The organism is Pseudomonas sp. PDM13 (assembly GCF_025685765.1).
GTDB classification, from domain to species: domain Bacteria; phylum Pseudomonadota; class Gammaproteobacteria; order Pseudomonadales; family Pseudomonadaceae; genus Metapseudomonas; species Metapseudomonas solani.
Genome location: NZ_JAOTQU010000021.1, coordinates 118,745 through 142,329 on the forward strand (window position 1 = coordinate 118,745; position 23,585 = coordinate 142,329).

21 protein-coding genes are annotated in these 23,585 nt (G+C 67.7%); 13 read left to right on the plus strand and 8 right to left on the minus strand.

Translation table 11 applies throughout. The annotated features are described in order from the left end of the window. Nucleotides 1-46 precede the first annotated feature (46 nt). The gene (locus OEJ36_RS21395) at nt 47-385 is read left to right on the plus strand and encodes a tryptophan synthase subunit beta (protein ID WP_263403271.1); all 339 of its coding nucleotides are present in this window, start codon (nt 47-49) and stop codon (nt 383-385) included. A gap of 679 nt (nt 386-1,064) precedes the next feature. Beyond that, entirely contained in the window at nt 1,065-1,406 is a 342-nt protein-coding gene (locus OEJ36_RS21400; RefSeq protein WP_228723558.1) for a hydrolase, read from the plus strand. A gap of 182 nt (nt 1,407-1,588) precedes the next feature. Here the strand turns inward: OEJ36_RS21400 and lapD are convergent, their stop codons facing one another. The 4 genes from lapD to OEJ36_RS21420 all read right to left on the minus strand — a co-directional run bounded on the left by lapD (nt 1,589) and on the right by OEJ36_RS21420 (nt 5,321). Beyond that, nucleotides 1,589-3,544 carry a cyclic di-GMP receptor LapD gene (gene lapD, locus OEJ36_RS21405; protein ID WP_263403272.1) on the minus strand — a complete coding sequence of 652 codons (1,956 nt, stop codon included), beginning with the start codon at nt 3,542-3,544 and terminating at the stop codon, nt 1,589-1,591. 3 nt (nt 3,545-3,547) lie between these two features. After that, nucleotides 3,548-4,231: a cysteine protease LapG gene (gene lapG, locus OEJ36_RS21410; RefSeq protein ID WP_263403287.1), complete on the minus strand. Its 684-nt coding sequence runs from the start codon at nt 4,229-4,231 to the stop codon at nt 3,548-3,550. 87 nt (nt 4,232-4,318) lie between these two features. Continuing rightward, on the minus strand, nt 4,319-4,720 hold the full coding sequence (locus OEJ36_RS21415) for a YbaN family protein (protein WP_263403273.1): 402 nt from the start codon (nt 4,718-4,720) through the stop codon (nt 4,319-4,321). Between the two features lie 13 nt (nt 4,721-4,733). Further along, complete coding sequence (locus tag OEJ36_RS21420) at nt 4,734-5,321, minus strand: YecA family protein (RefSeq protein ID WP_184490723.1); 588 nt, start codon at nt 5,319-5,321, stop codon at nt 4,734-4,736. 137 nt (nt 5,322-5,458) lie between these two features. Here OEJ36_RS21420 and recQ point away from each other — a divergent pair, with 137 nt between their 5' ends. The 6 genes from recQ to OEJ36_RS21450 all read left to right on the plus strand — a co-directional run bounded on the left by recQ (nt 5,459) and on the right by OEJ36_RS21450 (nt 14,664). Beyond that, nucleotides 5,459-7,591: a DNA helicase RecQ gene (recQ, locus tag OEJ36_RS21425; protein WP_263403274.1), complete on the plus strand. Its 2,133-nt coding sequence runs from the start codon at nt 5,459-5,461 to the stop codon at nt 7,589-7,591. Nucleotides 7,592-7,823: 232 nt separating this feature from the next. Then, nucleotides 7,824-8,993 (plus strand): diguanylate cyclase, encoded by a 1,170-nt coding sequence (locus tag OEJ36_RS21430; RefSeq protein ID WP_263403275.1) that lies wholly within the window; start codon nt 7,824-7,826, stop codon nt 8,991-8,993. A gap of 88 nt (nt 8,994-9,081) precedes the next feature. Next, nucleotides 9,082-10,098, plus strand: coding sequence for a DUF2804 domain-containing protein (locus OEJ36_RS21435; protein ID WP_263403276.1), 1,017 nt, complete (start codon nt 9,082-9,084; stop codon nt 10,096-10,098). Nucleotides 10,099-10,178: 80 nt separating this feature from the next. Next, nucleotides 10,179-10,613 (plus strand): MarR family transcriptional regulator, encoded by a 435-nt coding sequence (locus tag OEJ36_RS21440; RefSeq protein WP_021221137.1) that lies wholly within the window; start codon nt 10,179-10,181, stop codon nt 10,611-10,613. After that, nucleotides 10,613-12,013, plus strand: a complete 1,401-nt coding sequence (locus OEJ36_RS21445) for a DHA2 family efflux MFS transporter permease subunit (protein WP_263403277.1) — start codon at nt 10,613-10,615, stop codon at nt 12,011-12,013. Before OEJ36_RS21440 ends, OEJ36_RS21445 begins: the two co-directional genes overlap by 1 nt. Nucleotides 12,014-12,279: 266 nt before the next feature. Next, complete coding sequence (locus OEJ36_RS21450) at nt 12,280-14,664, plus strand: FimV/HubP family polar landmark protein (RefSeq protein WP_263403278.1); 2,385 nt, start codon at nt 12,280-12,282, stop codon at nt 14,662-14,664. A 129-nt stretch (nt 14,665-14,793) separates the two neighbouring features. Here the strand turns inward: OEJ36_RS21450 and OEJ36_RS21455 are convergent, their stop codons facing one another. Continuing rightward, the gene (locus tag OEJ36_RS21455; RefSeq protein WP_263403279.1) at nt 14,794-16,983 is read right to left on the minus strand and encodes a patatin-like phospholipase family protein; all 2,190 of its coding nucleotides are present in this window, start codon (nt 16,981-16,983) and stop codon (nt 14,794-14,796) included. Nucleotides 16,984-17,058: 75 nt separating this feature from the next. Here OEJ36_RS21455 and OEJ36_RS21460 point away from each other — a divergent pair, with 75 nt between their 5' ends. From OEJ36_RS21460 to OEJ36_RS21470, 3 genes are all read left to right on the plus strand, one after another. Then, nucleotides 17,059-17,343 (plus strand): SelT/SelW/SelH family protein, encoded by a 285-nt coding sequence (locus OEJ36_RS21460; protein ID WP_021221141.1) that lies wholly within the window; start codon nt 17,059-17,061, stop codon nt 17,341-17,343. 79 nt (nt 17,344-17,422) lie between these two features. Next, a complete protein-coding gene (rfaD, locus tag OEJ36_RS21465; protein ID WP_263403280.1) occupies nt 17,423-18,421 on the plus strand; it encodes an ADP-glyceromanno-heptose 6-epimerase in 999 nt (332 codons plus the stop codon). Nucleotides 18,422-18,544: 123 nt separating this feature from the next. Continuing rightward, a complete protein-coding gene (locus OEJ36_RS21470; protein WP_263403281.1) occupies nt 18,545-19,054 on the plus strand; it encodes a hypothetical protein in 510 nt (169 codons plus the stop codon). A gap of 66 nt (nt 19,055-19,120) precedes the next feature. On the opposite strand, the gene OEJ36_RS21475 is transcribed toward OEJ36_RS21470, so the two are convergent. From OEJ36_RS21475 to OEJ36_RS21485, 3 genes are all read right to left on the minus strand, one after another. Further along, a complete protein-coding gene (locus OEJ36_RS21475) occupies nt 19,121-19,999 on the minus strand; it encodes a DMT family transporter (RefSeq protein WP_263403282.1) in 879 nt (292 codons plus the stop codon). Then, nucleotides 19,996-20,334 (minus strand): tRNA-binding protein, encoded by a 339-nt coding sequence (locus OEJ36_RS21480; RefSeq protein ID WP_043243228.1) that lies wholly within the window; start codon nt 20,332-20,334, stop codon nt 19,996-19,998. The genes OEJ36_RS21475 and OEJ36_RS21480 overlap by 4 nt, the downstream gene beginning before the upstream one ends. Nucleotides 20,335-20,426: 92 nt before the next feature. Next, complete coding sequence (locus tag OEJ36_RS21485; protein WP_263403283.1) at nt 20,427-21,182, minus strand: AraC family transcriptional regulator; 756 nt, start codon at nt 21,180-21,182, stop codon at nt 20,427-20,429. 133 nt (nt 21,183-21,315) lie between these two features. On the opposite strand from OEJ36_RS21485, the gene OEJ36_RS21490 reads away from it, so the two are divergent. Both OEJ36_RS21490 and OEJ36_RS21495 read left to right on the plus strand, forming a co-directional pair. After that, entirely contained in the window at nt 21,316-22,149 is an 834-nt protein-coding gene (locus OEJ36_RS21490) for a UDP-2,3-diacylglucosamine diphosphatase (RefSeq protein WP_021221147.1), read from the plus strand. Then, nucleotides 22,146-23,183 (plus strand): glycosyltransferase family 4 protein, encoded by a 1,038-nt coding sequence (locus OEJ36_RS21495; protein WP_263403284.1) that lies wholly within the window; start codon nt 22,146-22,148, stop codon nt 23,181-23,183. Before OEJ36_RS21490 ends, OEJ36_RS21495 begins: the two co-directional genes overlap by 4 nt. The last annotated feature ends 402 nt before the right edge of the window (nt 23,184-23,585 follow it).

The following is a 23,585-nucleotide window of genomic DNA, read 5'->3' on the forward strand; positions in this document are numbered from 1 at the left end:
TCTCCGGGTGGCGGGCCTTTTTTATGCGGATTGGGGAGAGCAGTCCATGGTGTACGTACAGCGTGATGAGCGGGGCAGGGTGCTGCGGGTGGAGCACGAACCTTTCGAGACCATGACCCACAGCATGCCGGCCTCGGACCCGGAGGTGCAGAGCTGGCTGGCCAGCCGCTCGCTGCACGAGCACCTGATGTCGCTGCAGCATTCCGACCTGGAGCTGGTGCGGGTGATCGAGGACCTGGTCAGCGTGCTCGTGGACCGCGGGGTGATGCGCTACACCGACCTGCCCGAAGCCGCGCGCAACAAGCTCCAGCACCGCGCCCAGGCCCGCGCCCAGGTAGAGGGGCTGGGCAGCCTGGTGCAGGACGAGGGGCGTTTGCCGTATTGAGACCGGGCTCTCCTGTAGCTCCGCGTGATGGGTTTCGCTTCGCTCTACCCATCCTACGGGGTGCAGTTTGTGGGGGCGCCATGCTTACCAAAACGGTGATGCGCACAGCGACTTCATAGGCTTGGCAACGATGTTGGAGCAGCCGCCAAATGCCCCCTTTCAGAAGGCCGAGCGCAGTCGTTGCGCAGGGGGACGAGCGGCATGGATGCCGCGAGAGGCGCGACTGGCCATGGATGGCCCTTCGCGCCGGCCCCCGGAGCAGCGATGGAGTGAGGGAAGTCTGGCGACAGCCAGACCCGTATGTCGGGGGCGAGTTTTTTGGTTCCTTTTCACCGGGCTGGCGTTCCAGCGATTGGAAAAGGGACTCGCCCGGGTGGGCGAAACCAAAAGTATCGGCAAACGCGGCAATCAGCTGGGCTTCAGCCACTTAACGCAGACACAGTGATTTGCCTTGGCCCCATCGCGGTTGAAACCGCTCCCACGGGCTTTTTCTTCCTGAAATGAATGGCAAAAGATAATGCCCGGGAGGCGACAGAACCGGCGCCTGCCGTTGCGTTCTATTGCGCGACGGCTCCTCGGTTCACCGAGGGTGACCCGGGTTGCGGCCGTCATGTCCTCTTCAGGAGCGATACGCGAGATGGCGACAAAAGCGGGTGTCTTCACCAGACGAGTGTTGGGCGTGCTTTTGACTGTGGTGGCGCTTGGGGCGGTGACGGCCCATGCGGTGGATTACGACCTGGATAACGATGGCTATCGTGATGCCCAGTTCGGTGGCAGCGACCACGACCTGGACAACGACGGCTACCGCGATGCCCAGTTCGGCGGCAGTGACCATGACCTGGACAACGACGGCTATCGCGATGCCGAGTTCGGTGGCAGCGACCATGACCAGGACAATGACGGTTATCGCGATGCGCAGTTCGGCGGCAGTGACCATGACCTGGACAACGATGGTTATCGTGATGCCCAGTTCGGTGGCAGTGACCATGACAGCGACAACGACACCAACCGTGACGATTAACCGGCTCCACCCGTAACGAGAACGCCCGCTGATGCGGGCGTTTTCTTTGGTGGACGGCTTGGTGGGCTGAAGCCCACCCTACGGGTTGTGGGAGCGAATTCATTCGCGAAAAGGGCTGGGCCGGGTGCCTGGGCCTTCGCGGTTGAAGCCGCTCCCACGGGTGCGCCGCCGGCCAACATTCATCAGGCCTGGGTTTCGCTCCAGGGGGCCGGTGGCCCGATGAGGCGGCCCATGGCGCCCTGGATGCCCAGCTCGCCGAGCACGGCCAGCTCGCCTGGGGTTTCCACCATCTCGGCGATCAATGGCAGGTCGATGCTGTTGGTGGCGCGGTACATCGCCTCGATGAACATGCGCTTGTCGTTCTCCTGGTCGATGGCGCGGATGTAGGTGCCGTCGATCTTCAGGTAGGCCAGCCCCAGGTGGGTGAGGTTGCCGATCAGGCTGAAGCGCCCGCCGAAGTGTTGCAGGCCGAGGTGGAAGCCGGCTTCGCGCACCGCCTGGCTGAGCTGCTCCAGGGCGGCGGGTGGCGGCAGGAAGCGTTCGTCCACTTCCAGGGTCATCAGGTCGGCGTGTTGCGGGTGGGCACGGAGCATGGCGAGCAGGCGTTCCTGGCTGGCGGGCTCGCGCAGGGTGGCGGCGGAGAGGCTCAGGGCCAGCGGCTCGGGGTGCTGCTCCAGGTGGGTGAGGGTGTGTTCGAGCATCGCCAGGTCGAAGCGCGCGGCCCAGCCCAGGCGTTCGATCCAGGGCAGGAAGCGGCCGGCGGCCACGGCTTCGCCCTGCGGGTCGAGCAGGCGCGCGAGGACCTTGCGGTGCAACAGCTTGCCGGTATCGGCGCAGTCGGCCACGGGCTGGAAGTAGAGCTGCAGCTTGCCTTGCTGCAAGGCTTCGTCGATCCATGCGCGCCAGCTGTGCAGGCCCTGGTTGGGGGCGGCCTGGTAGTCGTCGAGGCGTTCCCAGGGGTGTGTCGGGTTGCTTTGCGCTTGGGCCAGGGCCTGGTCGGCGCGGCCGATGACGCTGGCGGCGTCCTCGCCGGGGCGGAAGGCGGCGATGCCCAGGTGGGCCACCGGGGTGCAGTCGCTGGCGCCGGTGCTGCGCAGGCTTTCCAGGGCGTCGCTGAGGCTTTGGGCGAGGAGGTCGGCGTCGTCGTTGACCAGGCCGGGGGCGAGCAGGGTGAATTCACCGCCCCGGCTGCGGGCAGCCAGCCAGTCGGGGTTGCCGCGGTCCTCGAGGACCTTCTTCAGCAGTTCGCCGATCTCGCCGATCAGGGCGTCGGTGCGCTGGCCGCCGAGGCGCTGGTTGAGGCCGCCGAGGTCGTTGACCCGCAGCAGCACAAGGTAGCCGGCGGCGTTCTGCTCGGCCACGTCCAGCTGGTTGCCCAGGCGGATGTCGAACTGGCGGCGGTTGGCCAGGCCGGTGAGGCTGTCCTGGTAGGCCTCTTCGCGCAGCTTCTCGCTGCGCGCGGCTTCTTCGGCGAAGAGGGTCTTGAGCTTGTCGACCATCTGGTTCATGGCCAGCACCACGCGCTTGAGCTCGGGGGTGCGCGGTACCTTGGGCAGGGTGAGGAATTCGCGGCGGCTGATGGCTTGGGCCTGCTGCACCATGTTGTCCAGCGGGCGCAGCTGGGTGCGCAGGAGGAAGCCGCCGAGCACGGCGCTGACCAGCCCGCACAGCAGCAGCCACAGCAGGCTGCCGATGGCGCTGTCCCACAGCTTGGCCAGGGCGAATTGCGGGTGACTGAGCACCTCGACCCGGGCGGCCTGTTCCCAGCCGCGCATGATCAGGGCGTCGCCGCCCTGGGCGCGCAGGTTGACCAGTTTCACGAACCAGGCGGGTACCTTTTCCGAGGTCGGGTCGGCCTGGCGTTCGACGATGACCTGTTCATCGGCGATGTTGACCACGCGGATGCGCGCGAAGTAGCCGCTGTCGAAGATCGAGCTGACCATCAGCTCGATCATCGCCGGGTCGTCCACGTGGGGCGTCATGGACAGGGCGAGGGCGGTGGCGGCGTCCTGGGCGTGGGAACGCAACTGGCTGCGCAACTGCTCCCGGGAGTTCTCCACCCCGGCGAGGAAGCTGCCGGTGAAGGCCACCACCAGGAACAGGCAGATCGCCAGAAACAGCTGCTTGAGTAACGACATCGTCTATCCCTCTCCAATAGCGAAGCCTTCGGCGCGCATCTTCTGCAGGATGTCCTGCCAGCGCGAAAGCTTCTTGCTGTCACCACTGCGCTTGCCGGCGGTGTAGAGGCCTTCGGCGTTGAAGGCGTACACGGGCAGCAGGTCCTTGCGTTGCGAGGCCGGCCTTATTTCGCCGATCAGGTTGTCCAGCACCAGCGGGTCTGAGCTGGGGCTGGCGTAGTAGGTGAGCACCATGTGCGCCTGGTTGTAGTTGAGCGCCTTGACGTAGGTGATGCGCAGCTTCTCGGACGGGATGCCGAGGCGGCGCAGGGTGAAGTACTTGGCGATGGAGTAGTCCTCGCAGTCGCCGGCGCCCTTGACCAGGGCTTCGATGGGGGTGGCCCAGTAGTCGTTCTGGCCCCAGTTGCGCTGGTCGTCGACGAAGCGCAGCTGGCGGTTGAAGAAGCGGTTGACGGCGGCGAGCTTCTCTTTCTCCGGCAACGCGCCGCTGCCGTCGATCAGCACGCTCCAGGCTTCGATGCGCTCCTTGGCGGTGCCGAGGCTGCCGTAGCGTTTTTGCGCGTTCTGCAGGATCAGGCCGAAATCCCAGTTGGCGGCGACCGCCGAGACCAGCAGGCAGGCGAGCAGGGCCAGCCACGCTGGATGTGGCCGTCCTTGCCTCGCTTTCGCACGCCGCCCTAGCCGCATCATCAGGGTCTCCGCCCTTGGATCAGTGCAGTCTAGGTGGTGGTCGGGCTTTTTGCCGGGGGCTTGGACGATGTTTCGGGACGGGCTTCAGCCGCGGTCCAGGGTCTTCTGGCGGAGGATGTAGATCGTCACCAGCACGGCGCTGGTGAGCATGAAGCCACGGGCCCAGGGCATAGGCACGAGGTAGCAGGAGAAGGCGATGCTGATCCACATCAGGCCGATGGCGTAGACCTTGCCCTTGAGCGGGATGCCGTTGCCTTCGAGGTAGTCCCTGATCCAGGGGCCGAGCTGCTTGTGGTTGACCAGCCAGAGGTAGAACCGCTGCGAACTGCGTACGAAGCAGGCCGCGGCGAGGAGGAGGAAGGGCGTGGTCGGCAGCACCGGCAGGAAGATGCCGATCACACCCAGGGCGACGGCGAGCCAGCCGACCACCAGCAGTACGTAGCGTACTGCCGGGTTGCGGCTTTGGCGGATGTCACCGTGCGCCATCAGCGCGACCTGCTCAGTGGCTGCGCGGCTTGAGCAGTGCGGGTTTCTCTTCGGGGGCGTTGCAGAGCAGGAACAGGGCGGTCAGCAGCTCGGGGATCTGCTCGATCATCTCGTCGACCAGGTTGCGGTCGGCGGCGATGTCGGCGAACTCGGGCTGCTCGTCGAACAGGCCGGAGCCGACCATGATCGGCAGCAGCAGCTCGCTGACTTCCTCTTCGGACTCTTCGAACCACACGGCCTCGCGCAGGAACACGCCTTCCATGAAGCCGATGCACCAGCCGCGCAGGTCGGAGTCGTCCGGGTCATCGCCCAGGTCGAGGTCGCAGGGCATCTCCGGGTCTTCGTCGCTGGCCAGCTGGCGGGCGATGTGGGCCTTGAGCAGCAGCAGGGTGGCTTCGATCTCCTCGCGCTCGGCGTCGCTGCGGTAATGCGGCGGCTCGGCGAACAGGGCGTCGATCCACTCGCGCTCCGGAACCGGGTCCGGGCAGATGGAGAGTGCGGTCAGGTAGCCATGGGCGGCCACGTAGTCCAAGGCTTCTTCGTGCAGGTCATCGGCATCGAGGAAGGCTTGCAGGCGGGACAATTGCTCAGCGAAGGACATCGTGGGACTACCTAAGAGGATTAAACGAGGGTGAATTCTAGTCGAGTGCGAAGCCCGCGGCAAAAGCGCTCCCGATGGGCGAAGGCTTCCCCGGGCGTTTGCTGACGTATAATGCCCGGCTTCATTCGGAGACCCGCATGCTCGACCACGCCCAGCGCATCCTAAAAGACGTATTCGGCTATGACGCCTTCCGTGGCCATCAGGCGGCGATCATCGACCGCGTGGCCAAAGGCGGCGACGTGCTGGTGCTGATGCCCACCGGCGGCGGCAAGTCGCTCTGCTTCCAGGTGCCGGCGCTGCTGCGCGACGGCCTGGCGGTGGTGGTGTCGCCGCTGATTGCGCTGATGGAGGATCAGGTCGCCACCCTCGACGAGCTCGGCGTGGCCGCCGTGGCGCTCAACTCGACCCTGAGCAACGACGAGCAGCGCGACATCGCCGACCGCATCCGCCGGGGCGAGATCAAGATGCTCTACCTGGCCCCCGAGCGCCTGGTGCAGCCGCGCATGCTGGCCTTCCTCGAGCGCCTGGACATCGCCCTGTTCGCCATCGACGAAGCCCACTGCGTATCCCAGTGGGGCCATGACTTCCGCCCCGAATACCTGCAGCTGGGCCAGCTCGCCGAGCTGTTCCCCAACGTGCCGCGCATCGCCCTGACCGCCACGGCGGACATGCGCACCCGCGAGGAGATCGTCCAGCGCCTGCACCTGCAGGATGCCGAGCGCTTCCTGTCGAGCTTCGACCGGCCGAACATCTTTTATCGCATCGTCGCCAAGGACAACCCGCGCAAGCAGTTGCTGGGCTTCCTCACCGAGCGCCGCGGCGATGCCGGCATCGTCTATTGCCTGTCGCGCAAGAAGGTCGACGAGGTCGCGGCCTTCCTTTCCGAGCAGGGTTACCCGGCGCTGCCGTACCACGCGGGCCTGCCCAGCGACCTGCGCGCCTACCACCAGAAGCGCTTCCTCAACGAGGAAGGGCTGATCATGGTGGCGACCATCGCCTTCGGCATGGGCATCGACAAGCCCAACGTGCGCTTCGTCGCCCACCTGGACCTGCCCAAGTCCCTGGAAGCCTATTACCAGGAGACCGGCCGCGCCGGCCGTGATGGCCTGCCCGCCGATGCCTGGATGGCCTATGGGCTGCAGGACGTGCTGCTGCTCAAGCAGATGCTCAACAACTCCGAGGGCGACGAGCGCCACAAGCGCATCGAGCAGCACAAGCTCGACGCCATGCTGGCCCTGTGCGAGGAAATCCGCTGCCGTCGCCAGGCGCTGCTGGCCTACTTCGACGAAGAGCTGCCCCAGCCCTGCGGCCATTGCGACATCTGCGTCGACGGCGTGCAGACCTGGGACGCCACCGAGCCCGCGCGCCAGGCGCTGTCGGCCATCTACCGCAGTGGCCAGCGCTACGGCGTCGGCCACCTGGTCGACCTGCTGCTGGGCCGCGACAACGAGAAGGTCCGCGCCTCGGGCCATCAGCACCTGTCGGTGTTCGGCATGGGCAAGGCGCTGGCCGAAGGGGAATGGCGCACGCTGTTCCGCCAGCTGGTCGCCCGTGGCCTGGCCGACGTCGACCTCGACGGGTTCGGCGGCCTGCGCCTGACCGATGCCTGCCGCCCGCTGCTGCGCGGCGAGGTGAGCCTGCAACTGCGCCGGGACATTTCCACCAAGGCGCCGAAGCCCGCCGCCAGCGCCGCCAGCCAACTGGTGCGGGGCGAGGAGCGCGAGCAGTGGGAAGCCCTGCGCGCCCTGCGTCGCAAGCTGGCCGAAGAGCACAGCGTGCCGCCCTATGTGATCTTCCCCGACGCCACCCTGCTGGAAATGCTGCGCAGCCAGCCGAGCACCCTGCCGGAGATGGCGCGGGTCAGTGGCGTGGGCGCGCGCAAGCTGGAGCGCTACGGCGAGGCCTTCCTCGAAGTGCTCAACGGCGGCGCCGAAGCCGCGCCAGCCCCGCGCGCGGTGGCCGACTTGCGCCACGAACTGGTCAGCCTGGCCCGCGCCGGCATGACCCCGGCGCAGATCGCCCGCCAGCTCGATTGCACCGAGAAGAACGTCTACAGCCTGCTGGCCGAGGCCATCAGCGAGCAGCAACTAAGCCTGGAACAGGCCCTGGACCTGCCCGAAGCGATGCTCGGCGAGGTGCAGGACGCCTTCCTCGACGGCGAGGGCGAGCTGCCCAGCGTCGCCCAGGTTGCCGAGATGCTCGGCGGCAAGGTGCCGGAAGGTGTGCTGCATTGCGTGCGTGCCGCGCTGCAGGCGGAGTTCGAATCCTGAGTGGAGGGTCACGGCCCCCCGTGACCCCCTCCGGCCTCTTGTGGCCGATTCCGCCTGCTACTAATGTGCAACAAGGCTTCCGGCCGGCGATGTGAGGTCGCCGCCGGTGCCGTGAGGGGGTAGGGCCGTGAGGGCGCTTCGTCTACGTGAGGTAGGCGGCGATGCGCTCCGGTCCTGATGCTGCAAGGCCGGGCGCGGCAGTAGGTCCCGGCTCAAATAAGAAGAGGTGGCAGTGTCGACACTCAACGCCTGGCTGGACGAAGTGCGCCCGAATCCCTATGCCGATCAGCTCGCCCTGGGCTTCCGGCAACTGCGTTTCGTCCGACCGCTGGAACAGGAATACCGCAACTACTTCCTCGAGCAGACCTTCGACCTCAAGCGCATCGCGCTGCTGCTCGGGCTGCCCATCTGGCTGGCCTTCGCCTTTCTCGATTTCCACCTGATCGCCAGCGCCGAACGCTGGTGGATGCTCGCCGTGCGCCTTGGGGTGCTGGTGCTGCTGGTGGTCTGCGGCTTGCTGATCCTGCAGCGGCGCCATGTGCACCTGCTGGTGCCCCTGAGCCTGGTGTGCGTCAGCGCCCTGGGCGTGGGGGCGGCGGCGGTGGTGGCCATCGCCCATCGGGTCGACCCGTCATTCCCCTATGAAGGCCTGCTGCTGGTGTGCATGGCGGCCTATTTCGTGGTGGGCCTGCGCCTGGGCGAGGCGCTGCTGGTGTCGCTGCTGATTTTGGTGGCCTACGTGGCGCTGGAGCTCTGGGCCGGGTTGCCCTGGCCGCGGCTGGTCAACAACCTGCTGTTCCTGGTGTTCGGCAACTTGGTGGGGGCGGTGGGTTGCTACCTGCTGGAGTTCAAGTCGCGGGAGCACTTCCTCATCAGCCGGCTGATGCGGGTGCTGGCCGAGCACGACAGCCTCACCGGGCTGCACAACCGGCGCAGCTTCAACCGCCAGCTGGAGCGCGTCTGGCGCCAGGCCCAGCGCGAGGGGCTGCCGCTGGCGCTGATGCTCTGCGATGTCGACCACTTCAAGGCCTACAACGACCTCTACGGCCACCAGGGCGGCGACCACGCTCTGCAGCGGGTAGCCGGGGTGCTGGAGGATGCGGCGCGACGGCCGCTGGACATGGCGGTGCGCCTGGGGGGCGAGGAGTTCGCGGTGCTGCTCTATGGCACGCCGGAGGCGGAGGCGCGGCAGTGCGCGGAGAACGTGCGCGCGGCGCTGGAGGGCCTGGCGATCCGCCACGAAGGCTCGCAGGTGGCCGAGGTGCTGACGATGTCCATCGGCCTGGCCTGCATCTTCCCGGGCAACGACATGCCCCTGGGCCAGCTGTACGAACTCTACGAGCACGCCGACCGTGCGCTCTACGAGGCCAAGGCGTTCGGGCGTAACCAGGTGGTGGCGTAGTTCGTCGCTCGCGGTGGCGCGCTGCGTGACTGCGCGCCCTGGTACGGCGGTGCTAGGATCGCGCCTTCCCACCTGACGAGCCCTGCCCATGGACAAGCTGATCGGCGCTGGCGGCCAGCCGCATTATGGACTTTTCGACGGCACTCCCGGCCTGGTCAACTACCGTGATTTCGACTTCCGCTCGCCCATGGGCCGTCGCCTCGGTGCCCTGGCGAAGTGGCGGCGCTTTCATCAGTTCCAGTACTTCGGCCTGATCAGCGACCAGCTCATCGGCGGCTGCGCCCTGGCCAACCTGAGCCTGGCCGGCATCGGCTTCGTGTATCTGTTCCACCCGGCCAGCGGGCGCATGATCGAGCGCCAGTTCAAGCTGCCGCTGGGCATGGGCACGCGTTTTTCCCAGGTGCCGGACGAGGGCGTCTGCGAACTGCGCCAGGGGCGCAACCTACTGCGTCTGGAGAATTCGCCGAACCCCAAGGAGAAGCGCCTGCTGGTGGAGCTGGACGACGGCACCCGCATCGACGCCTGCTTCTCCGAGGATGAACCGGCCTTCCAGCCCATGAGCCTGTGCACGCCCACCGCCGTGAACGGCTGGGTCTATGCGCGCAAGGTGGCGGGTGTCACCTGCCGGGGCGAGGTGCGCAGCGCGCTGGGTGATTTCGACCTGCAGGCCATCGGCGCCTTCGCCCACCACGACTGGTCCGCCGGCTACATGCGCCCGGAGACCTTCTGGAACTGGGCCTGCCTGTCCGGCGAGGCGCAGGGGCAGCGGGTGGGGGTGAACCTGTCCTGCGGGGTCAACGAAACCAGCTTCACCGAGAACTGTTTCTGGATCGACGGCGAGCTGATCAAGGTGGATTGCGTGCGCTTCGCCTTCGATCGCGACCGGCCGCTGGAGCAGTGGCTGATCACCTCCAACGACGGCCAGGTGGAGCTGCGCTTCACCGGCACCGGCCTGCACAAGGAGCGTCTGAACCTGGGCTTCATCGCCAGCAACTTCAAGCAGATCTTCGGCCGCTTCGATGGCGTGCTGCGCCCCCACGGGCGGGCGCCCGTGAGCATCGATGGGCTATGGGGCTTCGTCGAAGACCAATATGTGAAGTGGTAGATACAAAGCTGCGCTTGCTCCCGGCTGTCGCCTATGGTTAGCTCGCTAATTATTAGTTTAGGCAGTTAGAGTCCGTTTCAATGTCCCATACCGATCAACACCGCTTTGCCATGCAGCTCGCGCAGATGTCGCGGGCCTGGCGTGCGGAGCTGGATCGCCGGCTCGTCGACCTCGGCCTGTCCCAGGCTCGCTGGCTGGTTCTCCTGCATCTCGCCCGCTTCGAAGAACTCCCCACCCAGCGCGAGCTGGCGCAGAGCGTCGGCGTCGAGGGCCCGACCCTGGCGCGGCTGCTCGACAGCCTGGAAGCCCAGGGGCTGGTGCAGCGCCTGGCCGTCGCCGAGGACCGCCGCGCCAAGAAGATCACCCTGTGCCCCAAGGCACGGCCGCTGATCGAGAAGATCGAGGCCATCTCCAACCAGCTGCGCAGGGAGGTCTTCACCGATATCGATGAAGAAGAACTGCGCCGCTGCCAGCAGGTACACGCGCGGATACTGGCCAACCTGGAACGGCGTTGATGCAGGACCTCGAGGCCCTGCACACGCGCTACGGCCCGCGTTACCCGCAGCTGCTGCTGGGGCTGCTGATGGTCGGCAGCATGGCGATGATCCTCGCGTCCACCAGCATCAACGTGGCCTTGCCCGCGATCATGGCCGACTTCGCCATCGGCCGGCCGCTGGCGCAGTGGCTGGCCACGGGCTTCCTCGCTTCCATGACCGCCGGCCTCCTGCTCGCCGCCTGGGCCCAGTCGCGGCTCGGTGCGCGCCGCACCGTGCAGGGCGGTTTGCTGATCTTCACCCTTTGCTCCCTGCTGGCCCTGGCGGCCACCTCCGCCTGGCAGCTGATCGCCCTGCGCATTGTCCAGGGGGCCTGTGCCGGGATCATCCAGCCGTTGGCTATGGTGCTGATCTTCCGCATCTTCGCCGAGGGTGGGCGCGGCATGGCGCTGGGCACCTACGGGCTCGGGGTGATGATCGCGCCGACGCTCGGGCCGACCATCGGCGGCTACCTGATCGACCATTTCGGCTGGGAGGCGGTGTTCTGGCTGCCCTTGCCCATGTGCCTGGCGGCGGCCGTTGGCGCCCAGTGGCTGATGCCCTCGGACCGCGACCGCAGCACGCCGGGCGTCGATCTCGTGGCGTTCCTGTTCCTCAGCGTGGCGCTGTTCGCGCTGCTCGGCGCATTGGCCGAAGCCCAGCGCTTCGGCTGGCTGGCACCGAGCTGCTGGATCCCCGGGGTGCTGGGCCTGGCCGCAACCCTGGGTTTCGTCCTGCGCAGCCGCGCCAGCCCACGGCCGCTGCTGCCCCTGCCGCTGTGGCGCCACCGTGCGTTCCGCAAGGCCAGCTGGGTGGCGCTGATCCTCGGCCTCGGGCTGTACGGCTCCACCTACCTGATCCCGCTGTTCCTGCAGACGGTCGAAGGCTACAGCGCCGGCCGCGCGGGCCTGTTGCTGCTGCCCACCGGGGTGGTGCTGGGCGTGGCGTCGTTCGTGGGGGGCTGGCTCAGCGACAAGCTTTCGGCGGCGCTGCTGCTGGTGGCCGGGCTGCTGGTGTTCGCCCTGTCATCCCTGGGGCTGGGCCTGGTGGACAGCGGCGCCTCCTTCCTCGTGCTGTGCTTCTGGGCCTGCCTCGGTCGCCTCGGCCTGGGCTTGTTGCTACCCGCCCTGAGCACCGGTTCGCTGGACGTGCTCAGTGCCGAGGAACTTGCCCTTGGCGCTGGTGCCATAACCTTCGTGCGCCAGCTCGGTGGAGCCTTCGGGGTCAACCTGATGACCTTCTTCCTGGAGTGGCGCTACCACGCCGGCGGCGGCGACCTGCAGGCCGAGGCGCTGGCCTTCCAGCAGACCTTTTGGCTGGTCGCCGGGCTTTTCCTCCTGGCGGTGTGGCCTGCGTGGGGCGTGCGCGCGACAAAAGGCTGACGAAGCTCTATAAATATTCAGTAAAGGTGTGATTTCCGTCACTTTCATGGCGAACTTGCGGTAGGATTTCACCTTGCTTGATGGCCCAAGGCCTCTACGCCGGGCAATCTGGGAAATTGCATCCATACTTATTTTCAGTTGGGTTCCAGGGATCGCCGCCCGACGCGTTTTCTTTCAATGCCGACGCCCGTTTTCGCCCCTCCATGGACACAGGATCGTAGGGAGGCGGCTGTGGCGTTCGAGCCGGCATGACCGGGGGAGGGCACATGGCTCGAGTCAACAGGATCCTGCTTGCGCTTGCATCGGGACCTATTCTTTATTCCAGCCTGGCCTCCGCCATAGGCCTGGGCGAAATCACCCTGCATTCCGCGCTGAACCAGCCGCTTGAGGCTGAGATCGGCCTGCTCGACGTCGGCGACCTGACCGACAGCGACATCAAGATCAGCCTGGCCCCCGCCGATGTGTTCGAGCGTGCCGGCGTCGACCGCGTGCTGTTCCTCAACGACCTGCGCTTCAGCCCGATGATCCGTGGCGCCAGTGGCCACATCCGCGTGATCTCCAACAAGCCGGTGCGCGAGCCCTACCTGAACTTCATCGTCGAGGTGGCCCGCCCCAACGGCCGCCTGCTGCGTGAATACACCCTGCTGCTGGACCCGCCGGAAGCCTCCGCCTACAACCCGGTGGCCGCGCCCCTGGGCAACACCGCTGCCCAACGGAATAACCGTCGCAGCAGCGCCGCCGCCAGCAGCCAGCCGGCCCCGACCGAAACGCCGCCCGCCACCCAGGGCAAGCGCTACACCGTGGTCAAGGGCGACAACCTGTGGGCCATTGCCCAGCGCCAGAGCGCCGGCAGCGGCATGAGCACGGCGCAGATGATGAACGGCATCCACGCCCTCAACCCCAGCGCCTTCGCCAATGGCGACCCGAGCCGCCTGAGCGTGGGCCAGAGCCTGTTGCTGCCCGATGCCGCCGTGTCGGCGGGCACCGCTACGAATGCAGCGGCCAACGATGCCGGCACCACCGGCCAGGCCATGTCCGGCAGCGCCCCCGGCCCGGTGTCCGCGCCTGGCACCCCGAGCCAGCCGGCGCCGTTGCCCCAGCAGATCGCCGAGGTGCAGCGCCGCGTCGACACCGAACTGGTCAACAGCGAGAACGAACGCCTGCAACTGCGCCAGGACATCGCCGACCTCCAACTCAAGCTGGAAACCCTGCAACGGCAGATGGAGCAGAAGGACGCGCAGCTGGCGCGCCTGCAGAACGCGCTCGACCCGAACAGTGCCCAGCAGGCGCCCGCCGATGCCGGGCTGCCGCCGCTAACGGCGACCGCCCCGGCGGATGCGCCGGTGGCCGATGCGACCAACCTGCCGCCAGTGGACGATGGCGCCTCGGTTGCACCGCAAGCGGCCCAGGAACCTGCCCCGAGCGAAAGCCCCGCCCCTGTCGACAACGCCGTTCCGCAGGCTCCGGCCGAGCCGGCTGCCGAGGCGACCCAGCAGGGTGCGGAGCCGGTCGCTGCGCCCCATGTGGCGGTGGAAGAGCCGGACAGCCTGGACACCTGGTCCCGCGCGCTGATGATCATCGGCGGCATCCTGCTGCTGTTCGTCCTGGCCGTGGCGCTGCTGCGTCGTCGCCAGGAAACCCGCCCCGAGGCGCCTGAGCCGGTGGTCAAACCCAAGGTGCGCCCGGCCGTGGCCGTCGCCGTGGCGGCCGAGCGCCCCCGCGTCGCCGCTGTGCCCCAGGCCCGCCCCGAGCCGGTGGTGGCGGTGGCCGCTGCCGCTGCACCGGTGGCGGCTCCCGCGCCCAGGCCGCAGCCCACCCTGGCGGCGGTGCGCCCCTCCAGCGATTCCCTGGATGGCGCCAACATCTACATCGCCTATGGCCGCTTCAACGATGCCGAGAGCGCGCTGCGCAGCGCCATCGTCCAGGAGCCCAACCGCACCGACCTGCGCTTCCGCCTGCTGGAGGTGCTGGGTGAACTGCGTGACCCGAGCGGCTTCGCCATCGAGGAAAGCAACCTGCTGGAGATGGGCGTCGGTTCGGCCCGCATCGACCAGATCAAGGCGCGCTATCCCGGTATCGACCAGGGCCGCAAGGCCGAGCCGATGTTCGAGGAGCCGGAGTTCGTTCTCGGCGATCAGGCACCGGACCTGCAGCCGGCCGAGCCGCTGATGGTGCGTGATGATGAGCTGACCGATGAATTCCAGCTCAACCTCGACGACCTGCCCCTGGACGCCGACTGGGACAGCCTCAGCCCCTTCAAGACCGAAGCGCCCAAGACCAAGGCGACGGGCAGCAAGCCCGAGCCGGTGCATCACCACGTCGACCCGGCCTTCCGCAGCAACCTGCAGGAGCTGCCCGAGGTGTTCGAGCTGGACGACCTGGAGCAGGCCGATCGCCTCGAACTGCCGGAGCTGCCCCAGGCCGAGGAACTGGACGAGCTGTCCTTCGACTTCGAGGACCCGCTGGAAGCCAGCGATGACCTGGACCACCTGGCCGCACGGCAGGAAAACCTGATGAAGCTCAACCTGGCGCTGGCCTACATCGACCAGGGCGACATCGAAAGCGCCTGCAGCATCCTCAACGAGGTGATCGACGGCGGTGACGAAGAGCAGAAGCAGGAGGCCCGCCAGCTGTTGGCGAAGATCGCCTGACCGCCCCCGCGACATGAAAAAGCCCGGACCTGGTTCCGGGCTTTTTTGTGGCTGGGCACTGGGCGAATAGCCTGGAGGCGCTTCGCGAGCAGAGCTCGCTCCTGCAGGGAAGCGAAGTGAGTCGGGTGCTTAGAACACCCGGCCCAGCTTGAGGTAGAGCGCCTGCTCGGAGGCGTCGTTGAGGCCGTAGCTGAAGTCCAGCGGGCCCAGAGGCGTGTCGAAGCTGATGAACAGGCTGCCGGCGTTGATGTAGCCGCTGTCGAAGCTGTTGTCGTGGTTCCAGGCGCGGCCGCGCTCCAGGCTGGCGCCGAGGTAGAAGGGGAAGTCCAGCGGCAGGAAGGAGCGCTGGGTCATGCGCCGGTAGTACACCATCCGGGCCAGGGCGACGTTCTGCCCGGAGATCGAATCCTCGCGGAAGCCCGAGAGCTGGCGCGCGCCGCCGAGCTGGAAGCTGGAGGTGACCACCTCGGCGCTGTCCAGGGTGCGGCCGTAGCGGCCGCCGAGGACGAAGGTGTTGGCGTCGCTGGAGAGCGCCTTGTCCAGGCTCAGCTCCCACTGGCGGTAGCGGTCGTCCGAGCCCAGTTCGGGGTCATACTGGCGCAGGGTCAGCTTGATGTCCTCGCCCTCGTGGGGGTAATCGACGTTGTCGAGGGTGTCGAAGGAGTACTTGGCCTCGTAGTAGCCCTCGCTGAAGCTGAAGCTGGGCAAGCGGCGGTCGCCGATGCGCACGTCCGCCTCGCCCCAGGCCTGGCCGATGCCGAGGCGGATCTCGCCGTTGTTGGCGATCTGCCGGCCAACGTTGAAGCCGTAGCCGTAGCGCTGCAGGCGGTATTCGGCGATGGGGTCGTTATCCAGGGTGGCATCGACGTTCTGCGCCTCGGCGGCGAGGTAGGGCGCGACGAAGTAGCGCGAGCCGTAGTCCAGCGGCTGGTAGAACTCGCTGTAGAGCTCCTGGTCGCTGCCGATCTGGGCGCGGGTCAGCCATTCGGCGCCGAGCTTGTTGATGCCGTTGACCCGGTAGCTGGCGCCCAGGTTGAAGGTGCTGCCGCCGCGCATGTCGTCGTCCAGGCTCAGGCCCAGGCGCAGGTAGTCGGTGCCGGTGCGCTTGCCACGGGCGTTGATCACCAGCGTGTTGCCGTCCTTGCGCTTGACCACGCGGTAATGCACCTGCTCGAAGTAGTCGAGGCCATAGAGGGTGCCCATGTCGCTCTGCAGGCGTTCCAGGTCCAGGGGCTGGCCGGTTTCCTGGCGGATGATGCGGCGGATCACCTCGTCGCCCACCTTGGAGTCGTTCTCCACGCTGATGCGGGCGATCACCGGGCGGCGTTCCACCGGTTGGCGAGCCTCGACCAGTTCCGCTTCGTGCTGGCCATGCTGGCGCGCCAGGGGGGCGAAACGGTTCTTGAGGATGGTGGCGGCGCGGTAGCCGGCGTCGATCATCTGCCGGGCCCGGCCGAAGTCGGTGGCGCTGAACCCTGCCAGCGGCGGCTGCACCAGGATGTCGTCCGGGCCGAGGGTGGCCAGTTGCGCCTCGGAGTTGCGCCGGGTCATCAGGGTCACCGACTGGTTGAGCACGTCGACCACGGTGAGCAGCTCCTTGCGCCCGCGCAGCGGGGTGCCGATATCCACCGTGATCACCAGGTCGACGCCCATCTCCCGCGCCACGTCCACCGGGATGTTGTCCACCATGCCGCCGTCCACCAGCAACTGGCCGTCCACCTCCACCGGGGCGAATACCGCCGGGATCGACATGCTGGCGCGGATCGCCTGGGGCAGGTGGCCCTTGCGGAACACCACCTTCTCGCCGGTGGAGATGTCGGTGGCCACGGCGCGGAAGGGGATGGCCAGGCGGTCGAAGTCGCGGGTATCGCTGGTGTGCACCAGCAGGCTTTCCAGCAGCAGGGCCAGGTTCTGGCCCTGGATCACGCCGAGCGGCAGGCCCAGGCTGCCGTCGTCGCGGAAGCTGAGCTTCTGCTTGACCAGGAAATCGCGGTCGTCCTGCTTGCGGCGGAAGGGGATGTCATCGCGCAGGGGCGCGTCGGAGAGCGCCTGGCGCCAGTCGATGGCCAGGGCCAGCTTTTCCAGTTCGTCGACGCTGTAGCCCGAGGCGTAGAGGCCGCCGATCACCGCGCCCATGCTGGTGCCGGCAATGGCGTCGATGTGCACGCCCTGTTCCTCCAGGGCCCGCAGCACGCCGATATGGGCCAGGCCGCGTGCGGCGCCACCGGACAGCACCAGGCCGATGCGTGGGTGGGCCTGGTCGGCCAGGGTGGCCAGCGGCAGGAGGATAAGGGCGAGGAAAACGAGCACGCGGCGCATAACGCATCCCTGGTCAGGCGGGGAGGAAAAAGGCCGCTATTATAGGCGCCCTGCACGCCGCCACCGAGTCCCGTCATGTCCAGTTCCAGGCCCGAGATCGTCATCACCTACTGCACCCAGTGCCAATGGCTGTTGCGCGCGGCCTGGCTGGCCCAGGAACTGCTCAGCACCTTCGCCGACGACCTCGGCCGGGTGGCCCTGGAGCCGGGCACCGGCGGTGTGTTCCGTATCACCTGCGACGGCGAGCAGATCTGGGAGCGCAAGGCCGACGGCGGCTTCCCCGAGGCCAAGGTGCTCAAGCAGCGGGTCCGTGACTGCATCGATCCGACGCGTGACCTGGGCCACAACGACCGCCCCTGAGCGGCCTTGCCCCAGGTCAACGGGGGGCTGATCACCCAGGCATAGCCTGACGGTACTTCCACTTCCCTGGAGCGCCGTCATGAGCATCATCGTCACCGGTGCCGCCGGCTTCATCGGCAGCAACCTGGTCAAGGCCCTCAACCAGCGCGGCGAGACGGACATCATCGCCGTCGACGACCTGACCGAAGGCGACAAATTCCGCAACCTCGCCGATTGCGAGATCCGTGACTACCTGGACAAGCGCGACTTCGTGCCGCGCTTCGCTGCTGGCGAGTTCGGAGTGGTCCGCGCGCTGTTCCACCAGGGCGCCTGCTCCAGCACCCTGGAGGCGGACGGGCGCTACATGATGGACAACAACTACCGCTACAGCTGCGAGCTGCTGGATGCCGCCCAGCGCCGTGGCCTGCCCTTCATCTATGCCTCGTCGGCGGCTGTCTATGGCGCGGGGCAGGTGTTTCGCGAAGGCCGCGAGCACGAGCGGCCGCTGAACGTCTACGGCTACTCCAAGCTGCTGTTCGACCAGCGCGTGCGGCGCCTGCTGCCCCATGCCCGCGCCCAGGTGGTGGGGCTGCGCTACTTCAACGTCTATGGCCCGCGCGAAGGGCACAAGGGGCGCATGGCCTCGGTGGCCCTGCACTGCTTCCACCAGTACCGGGCGGAGGGGCGGGTGCGGCTGTTCGGCGGCTGCGACGGTTACGCCGCTGGCGAGCAGCAGCGTGACTTCGTGTCGGTGGAGGACGTGGCGCGGGTCAACCTGCACTTTCTCGACCATTCCCAGCGTTCGGGCATCTTCAACCTCGGCACCGGTGTCGCCCGACCCTTCAACGCGGTGGCCATGGCGGTGGTCAATGCCCTGCGCGCCGAGGAGGATCGGCCGCCCCTGGGCCTGGCCGCGCTGATCGAGCAGGGCGTGTTGCACTACGAGGACTTCCCCGCCGTGCTCCGGGGCCGTTACCAGAGCCATACCCGGGCGGACATCGAGTTGCTGCGCGAGGCCGGTGCCGGCGAGGGCTTCCTCGACCTGGAGACGGGTGTGGCGCGCTATTGCCGCTGGCTGCTGGAGCAGGAGCGGGCCTGAGGCGGGCGTGTATCAGGACGTTTACCCCGGATTTACACAGGGCTGACGCTCGCCCGGGGGCGCCGGGCGAATAATTCCCTCCAGAGGCCGCGAACCCTACGGCCGTATTGCACGAGGTGAATGATGTCCTTGAAAACAACCGTGGCGCTGGCGCTGCTGCTCGGCCTGTCCACCCAGGTATTCGCCGGACCCGGCCAGGGTGGCCCCGGTGGCCATGGCGGTGGACCCGGCCCGGGCGGGCAGGGTGGCTGGGGCCCGGGCCCGGGTGGCGGTGGGTATGACCGTGGCCTGCCGTCCGGCGCCCGCGAACTGTGGATCGGCAGTGCGCTGTACTTCGTCGCCGCCGGCACCTACTACCTGTGGAACGCCAATGTGCAGCGCTACGAAGTGGTGACGCCGCCTGCGGTGGTCCAGGGCAACGCCGCCGTCAGCTATGAAGTGATCGCCTACCCGGCCAACGGCCAGAGCGTCGACCAGCAGGGCCGTGACCGTTATGAGTGCCACACCTGGGCGGTGTCCCAGAGCGGCTTCGACCCGGCCACCGTGACCCGCCCGGTGGGCAGCGACAGCACCGACCGCTACCGCCGCGCGCTGGGCGCCTGCCTGATGGGGCGTGGGTACAGCGTCAACTGAGCACGCCGGGCTGCGCAGGGGGGGGGCGTAGCCCGGATTTCAGTCCGGGGCTTCCTGTGGTTGCCGTCAGCTCGCCACTTCGGCGGGCTTCACCGCGTTGGCTTTGCGTGCCGGGAAGGCGATGGCAGCGATGATCAGCGTGCCGCCGGCGAGCATGCGCAGCGAGGGCTCCTCGCTGAACAGCCACCAGGCGAAGGCGATGCCGTAGACCGGCTCCAGGGCGAAGATCACCGCCGTGGTGCGCGCCTTAAGCACCTTGAGGCTGGCCACGAACAGGCTGTGGGCGAGGCCGGTGCAGAGTACGCCGAGCATGGCGATCCACAGCCAGTCGATGGCCCGCACCGTGGGCAGTACCGCCCAGCCCAGGGGCAGCACACAGACGACGATGCAGAGGTTCTGCCACAGCGCCACCTTCACCGGGTCCAACCCCTTGGTGCTGGCACGGTTGAGCAGCGACAGCAGGGAGAACAGCAGGCCGGAGAGGATGGCGGCGATCAGCCCCTGGGTGGCATCGCTGGCGAAATCGAAGTCTGGCGTCACCAGCACCAGGCCCAGGCTGACCAGGGCCACCACCACGAACTCGCGCAGGTGGATGCGCTCGCGGAACAGCAGCCCCTCCAGCAGCAGGGTGAAGGCCGGGAAGCTGGCGAAGCCCAGGGTGGCGATGGCCACGCCGCCGATCTTCACCGCCTGGAAGAACAGCACCCAGTGCCCGCCCAGCAGCAGGCCGCCGAGCAGCAGCAGGGGAATCTGCCGCCGCGAGGGCGTGCCGCCACGGGCGCCGCTGGCCAGTTGGGCGAACAGCGCCAGGGCGATGACGGCGAACAGCGCGCGACCGAAGGTGATCACCACGGGCGTGGTTTCCGCCAGCTTGCCGAAGATGCCAGAGAGGCCGAAGAGCAGGGCGCCCAGGTGGATGGCGAGCAGTGCGTTGCGTTCGTTCATGCCAGGCGCGCGCCGTTGGGCAGCGGTTTGTCGAAGCCGGCCAGCACCACCTTGCCTTCGGCATCGTGGACGCCGGTGACCAGCACTTCCGAACGCACCCCGGCGATGCGCTTGGGCTCGAAGTTGCAGACGCACAGCACCTGGCGGCCGACCAGTTCCTCGGCGGCATAGTGGGCGGTGATCTGTGCGCTGGAGGTCTTCACCCCCAGCTCGCCCAGGTCCACTTCCAGCACGTAGGCCGGCTTGTTGGCCTTGACGTTGGGTGCGGCGGATACGACGGTGCCGACGCGCAGCTCAACGCGTTCGAAATCCGCCCATTCGATGGTCGATGACATACAGCCCCCTTGTTTGACGATGGCCGCAGTCTAGAGGGCGGCGGGGTGGCTTGTCTGTCGCGGGGCTCGCGGGTTTCGTCGCAAGACTCGCGTCAGCCGCGTGGCTGACGCAGGGCGCGCGGGGTGACGCCGAACTCGCGAGACAGCGCGGCGGTGAAGGCGCTTTGCGAGCTGTAGCCCACCTGGGCAGCGATCTCGGCCACGCTCAGGCTGCACTCCAGCAGCAGGCGGCGGCCCTGGAGCAGGCGCCGGGTGCGCAGGTAGTCCATGGGCGTTTGCCCGGTGGCAGCGAGGAAGCGGCTGTGGAAGCGCGCCACCGACAGCCCACAGAGCCGGGCCAGGTCGGCCACCTGCAGGGGGCGTGCGGCGTGCTGGTCGATGTAGGCGTCGAGGGCTGTCAGCGGCAACGTGTTCTGCTCGGACGCTGGTGTGGCGCTCGGTGCCACCAGGCTGGCCAGCAGCAGGCCGACGCCCTGGGTGGCGATCACCGGGTCATCGATGGGGCTGGCGGCGAGCCAGCCCACCAGCTGGCTCTGGGCGGGGTCGAGCTGCAGGGCGCCGGGCTTCTCCAGCAGGCGCCGGCTGGCGTCGAAGTGACCGCCGAGGGTGCGTTGCAGCCAGGCATCGTCGGGCACGTCGAGCACCAGGCACAGGCTGCCGCGCGGGCTGCCGCAGGCATGGTGTTCGCCCGGCGGGACCACGGCGAGGTTCTGCCGCTCGACCCGCGCGCCGATGCCACCCACCTCGAATTCCAGGCTGCCGCTCAGGCCGAACACCAGCTGGGCGTGGTCGTGGCTGTGGGCGAGCAGGTCGTGGTTGTAGCGGCGCAGGGTCAGCATCGGGCTCATGGGGTGTTCCTCGGCAGGTGGCCAGTCTACTCCCCGGCGCGGGCGCCGCCAGTGTCATCGTTCTGCAGCCTAACCGTCACCTGCACTTCACCGGGCCTGCGCAAGATCGGAAAAACCCAGCTGGAGGCCGCCCATGAGCAGCGTTCAACGCCTGGAGCCGGCCGACCCGGCTCGTCCCCGCAAGCAACGCGTCCGCACCCTGTGGATATCCGACGTTCACCTTGGCACCCGCGATTGCCAGGCGGAGCACCTGGCGCGCTTCCTCAAGCGCCACCATGCCGACCGCATCTACCTGGTGGGCGACATCATCGACGGCTGGAAGCTGCGTGGCGGCATCTACTGGCCCCAGGCACACACCAACGTGATCCGCCGCCTGCTGACCATGAGCAAGCGTGGCACCGAGGTGATCTACGTCACCGGCAACCACGACGAATTCCTGCGCCGCTACTCCAGCCTGATGCTGGGCAACATCCAGCTGGTGGACGAGGCGATCCACGAGACCGCCGACGGCCGCCGCCTGCTGGTGATCCACGGCGACCAGTTCGACGTCATCACCCGCTACCACAAGTGGCTGGCCTTCCTCGGCGATTCGGCCTACGAGTTCACCCTGACCCTCAACCGCTGGCTCAACCATTGGCGCGAGCGCTGGGGCTACGGCTATTGGTCGCTGTCGGCCTTCCTCAAGCACAAGGTCAAGACGGCGGTGAACTTCATCAGCGACTTCGAGGAATCCATCGCCCACGAGTGCGTCAAGCGCGGGCTGGACGGCGCCGTCTGCGGCCACATCCACCACGCCGAGATCCGCCAGGTGGGCGGTGTCGAGTACATGAACTGCGGCGATTGGGTGGAATCCTGCACCGCGCTGATCGAGCACTGGGACGGCACCATCGAGCTGTACCGCCTGGCCGACGACCAGGCGCGCCTGGCGACCGAGACCAAGCAGCCCGCCCTCGAGCCCGCTGCATGAGGATTCTTATCGTCAGCGATGCCTGGGCACCCCAGGTGAATGGCGTGGTGACCAGCCTACAGGCCCTGGTGGCCGAACTGCGCGGGCTTGGCCACCTGGTGAAGGTGCTGTCGCCCCGGGACTTCCGCTCGCGGCCGTGCCCGACCTACCCGGAAATCCCCCTGGTGTGGGACCTCTGGCGCGTGGGCCCTGCGATCCGCGATTTCCGCCCGGACTGCGTGCACCTCGCCACCGAAGGGCCGCTGGGCTGGGCCGCACGACGCTGGCTGAAGCGCCGCGGCCTGGCCTTCTCCAGCGCGGTGCATACGCGCTTCCCCGAGTACGTGCACACCCGCTGGCCACGCGTACCCCTGGAATGGGGCTACGCGGTGCTGCGGGCCTTCCACCGCCCCAGCCAGACGGTGCTGGTGACCACCGAACGCCTGCGCGGCGAATTGGCTGGCCGTGGGCTGGGCCACCTGTCGCTGTGGCGCAAGGGCGTGGACACCCGCCTGTTCCACCCGCGCCCGGAGCAGCCGCGGCCGCTGAAGCCGGTGTTCCTCTACGTGGGCCGCATCGCCCCGGAGAAGAACCTGCGGGCCTTCCTCGACCTGGACCTGCCCGGCGAGAAATGGCTGGTGGGTGATGGGCCGCAACGGGCCGAGCTGGAAGCCGACTACCCCGATGCGTGCTTCCTCGGCTACCGCCATGGCCAGGCGTTGGCCGATGCCTTTGCCGGTGCCAGCGTGCTGGTCTTCCCCTCGCGCACCGACACCTACGGCCTGGTGATGCTGGAGGCCCTGGCCTGCGGCACGCCGGTGGCGGCCTTCCCCGTATCCGGCCCGCTGGACGTGCTGGAAGCGGACCTCACCGGGGTGATGGACGAGGACCTGCAGGGTGCCTGCCTGCGCGCCCTGGAACTGGACCGTGGCGTCTGCGCCGAGCGTGCCGCGCGCCTGTCCTGGCGGGCCTCCGCCCAGGAGTTCCTGGCACGCCAGCCGTTGCTGGATGGCGAGCTGTGTGGTGAGGCGGTGGGGGAAGGGTCGCTGTCGTAGGGCCAATTACCGTGATCCCGATTGCGAATGGATTGGCTCTGTTGGCGTTAGCTGTTGTGGTTTTAATGCAAGCCCTCAAGCACGGTGCTTTCCGGGTATTTAGGGATTTCTTCCACCTCCACCGCATGGGTTTCGCTTCGCTCTACACCATCCTACGAAAGCCCGTGCGCACCACGTGGCGATGCGCTGGACGAAGAAAGTTGGAGCAGCCGCCAACGCCCCTCCAGGAGGCCGAACGCAGTCGTTGCGCCGGGGGACGAGCGGCATGGATGCCGCGAGAGGCGCGCCAGGCCATGGATGGCCCATCGCGCCGGCCCCCGATAGCAACGATGGAGTGAGGGAACCCCGGCGAAGCCGGGGCCGGATGATGGGGCGAGTTTTTTGGTTCCTTTTCAACGACTG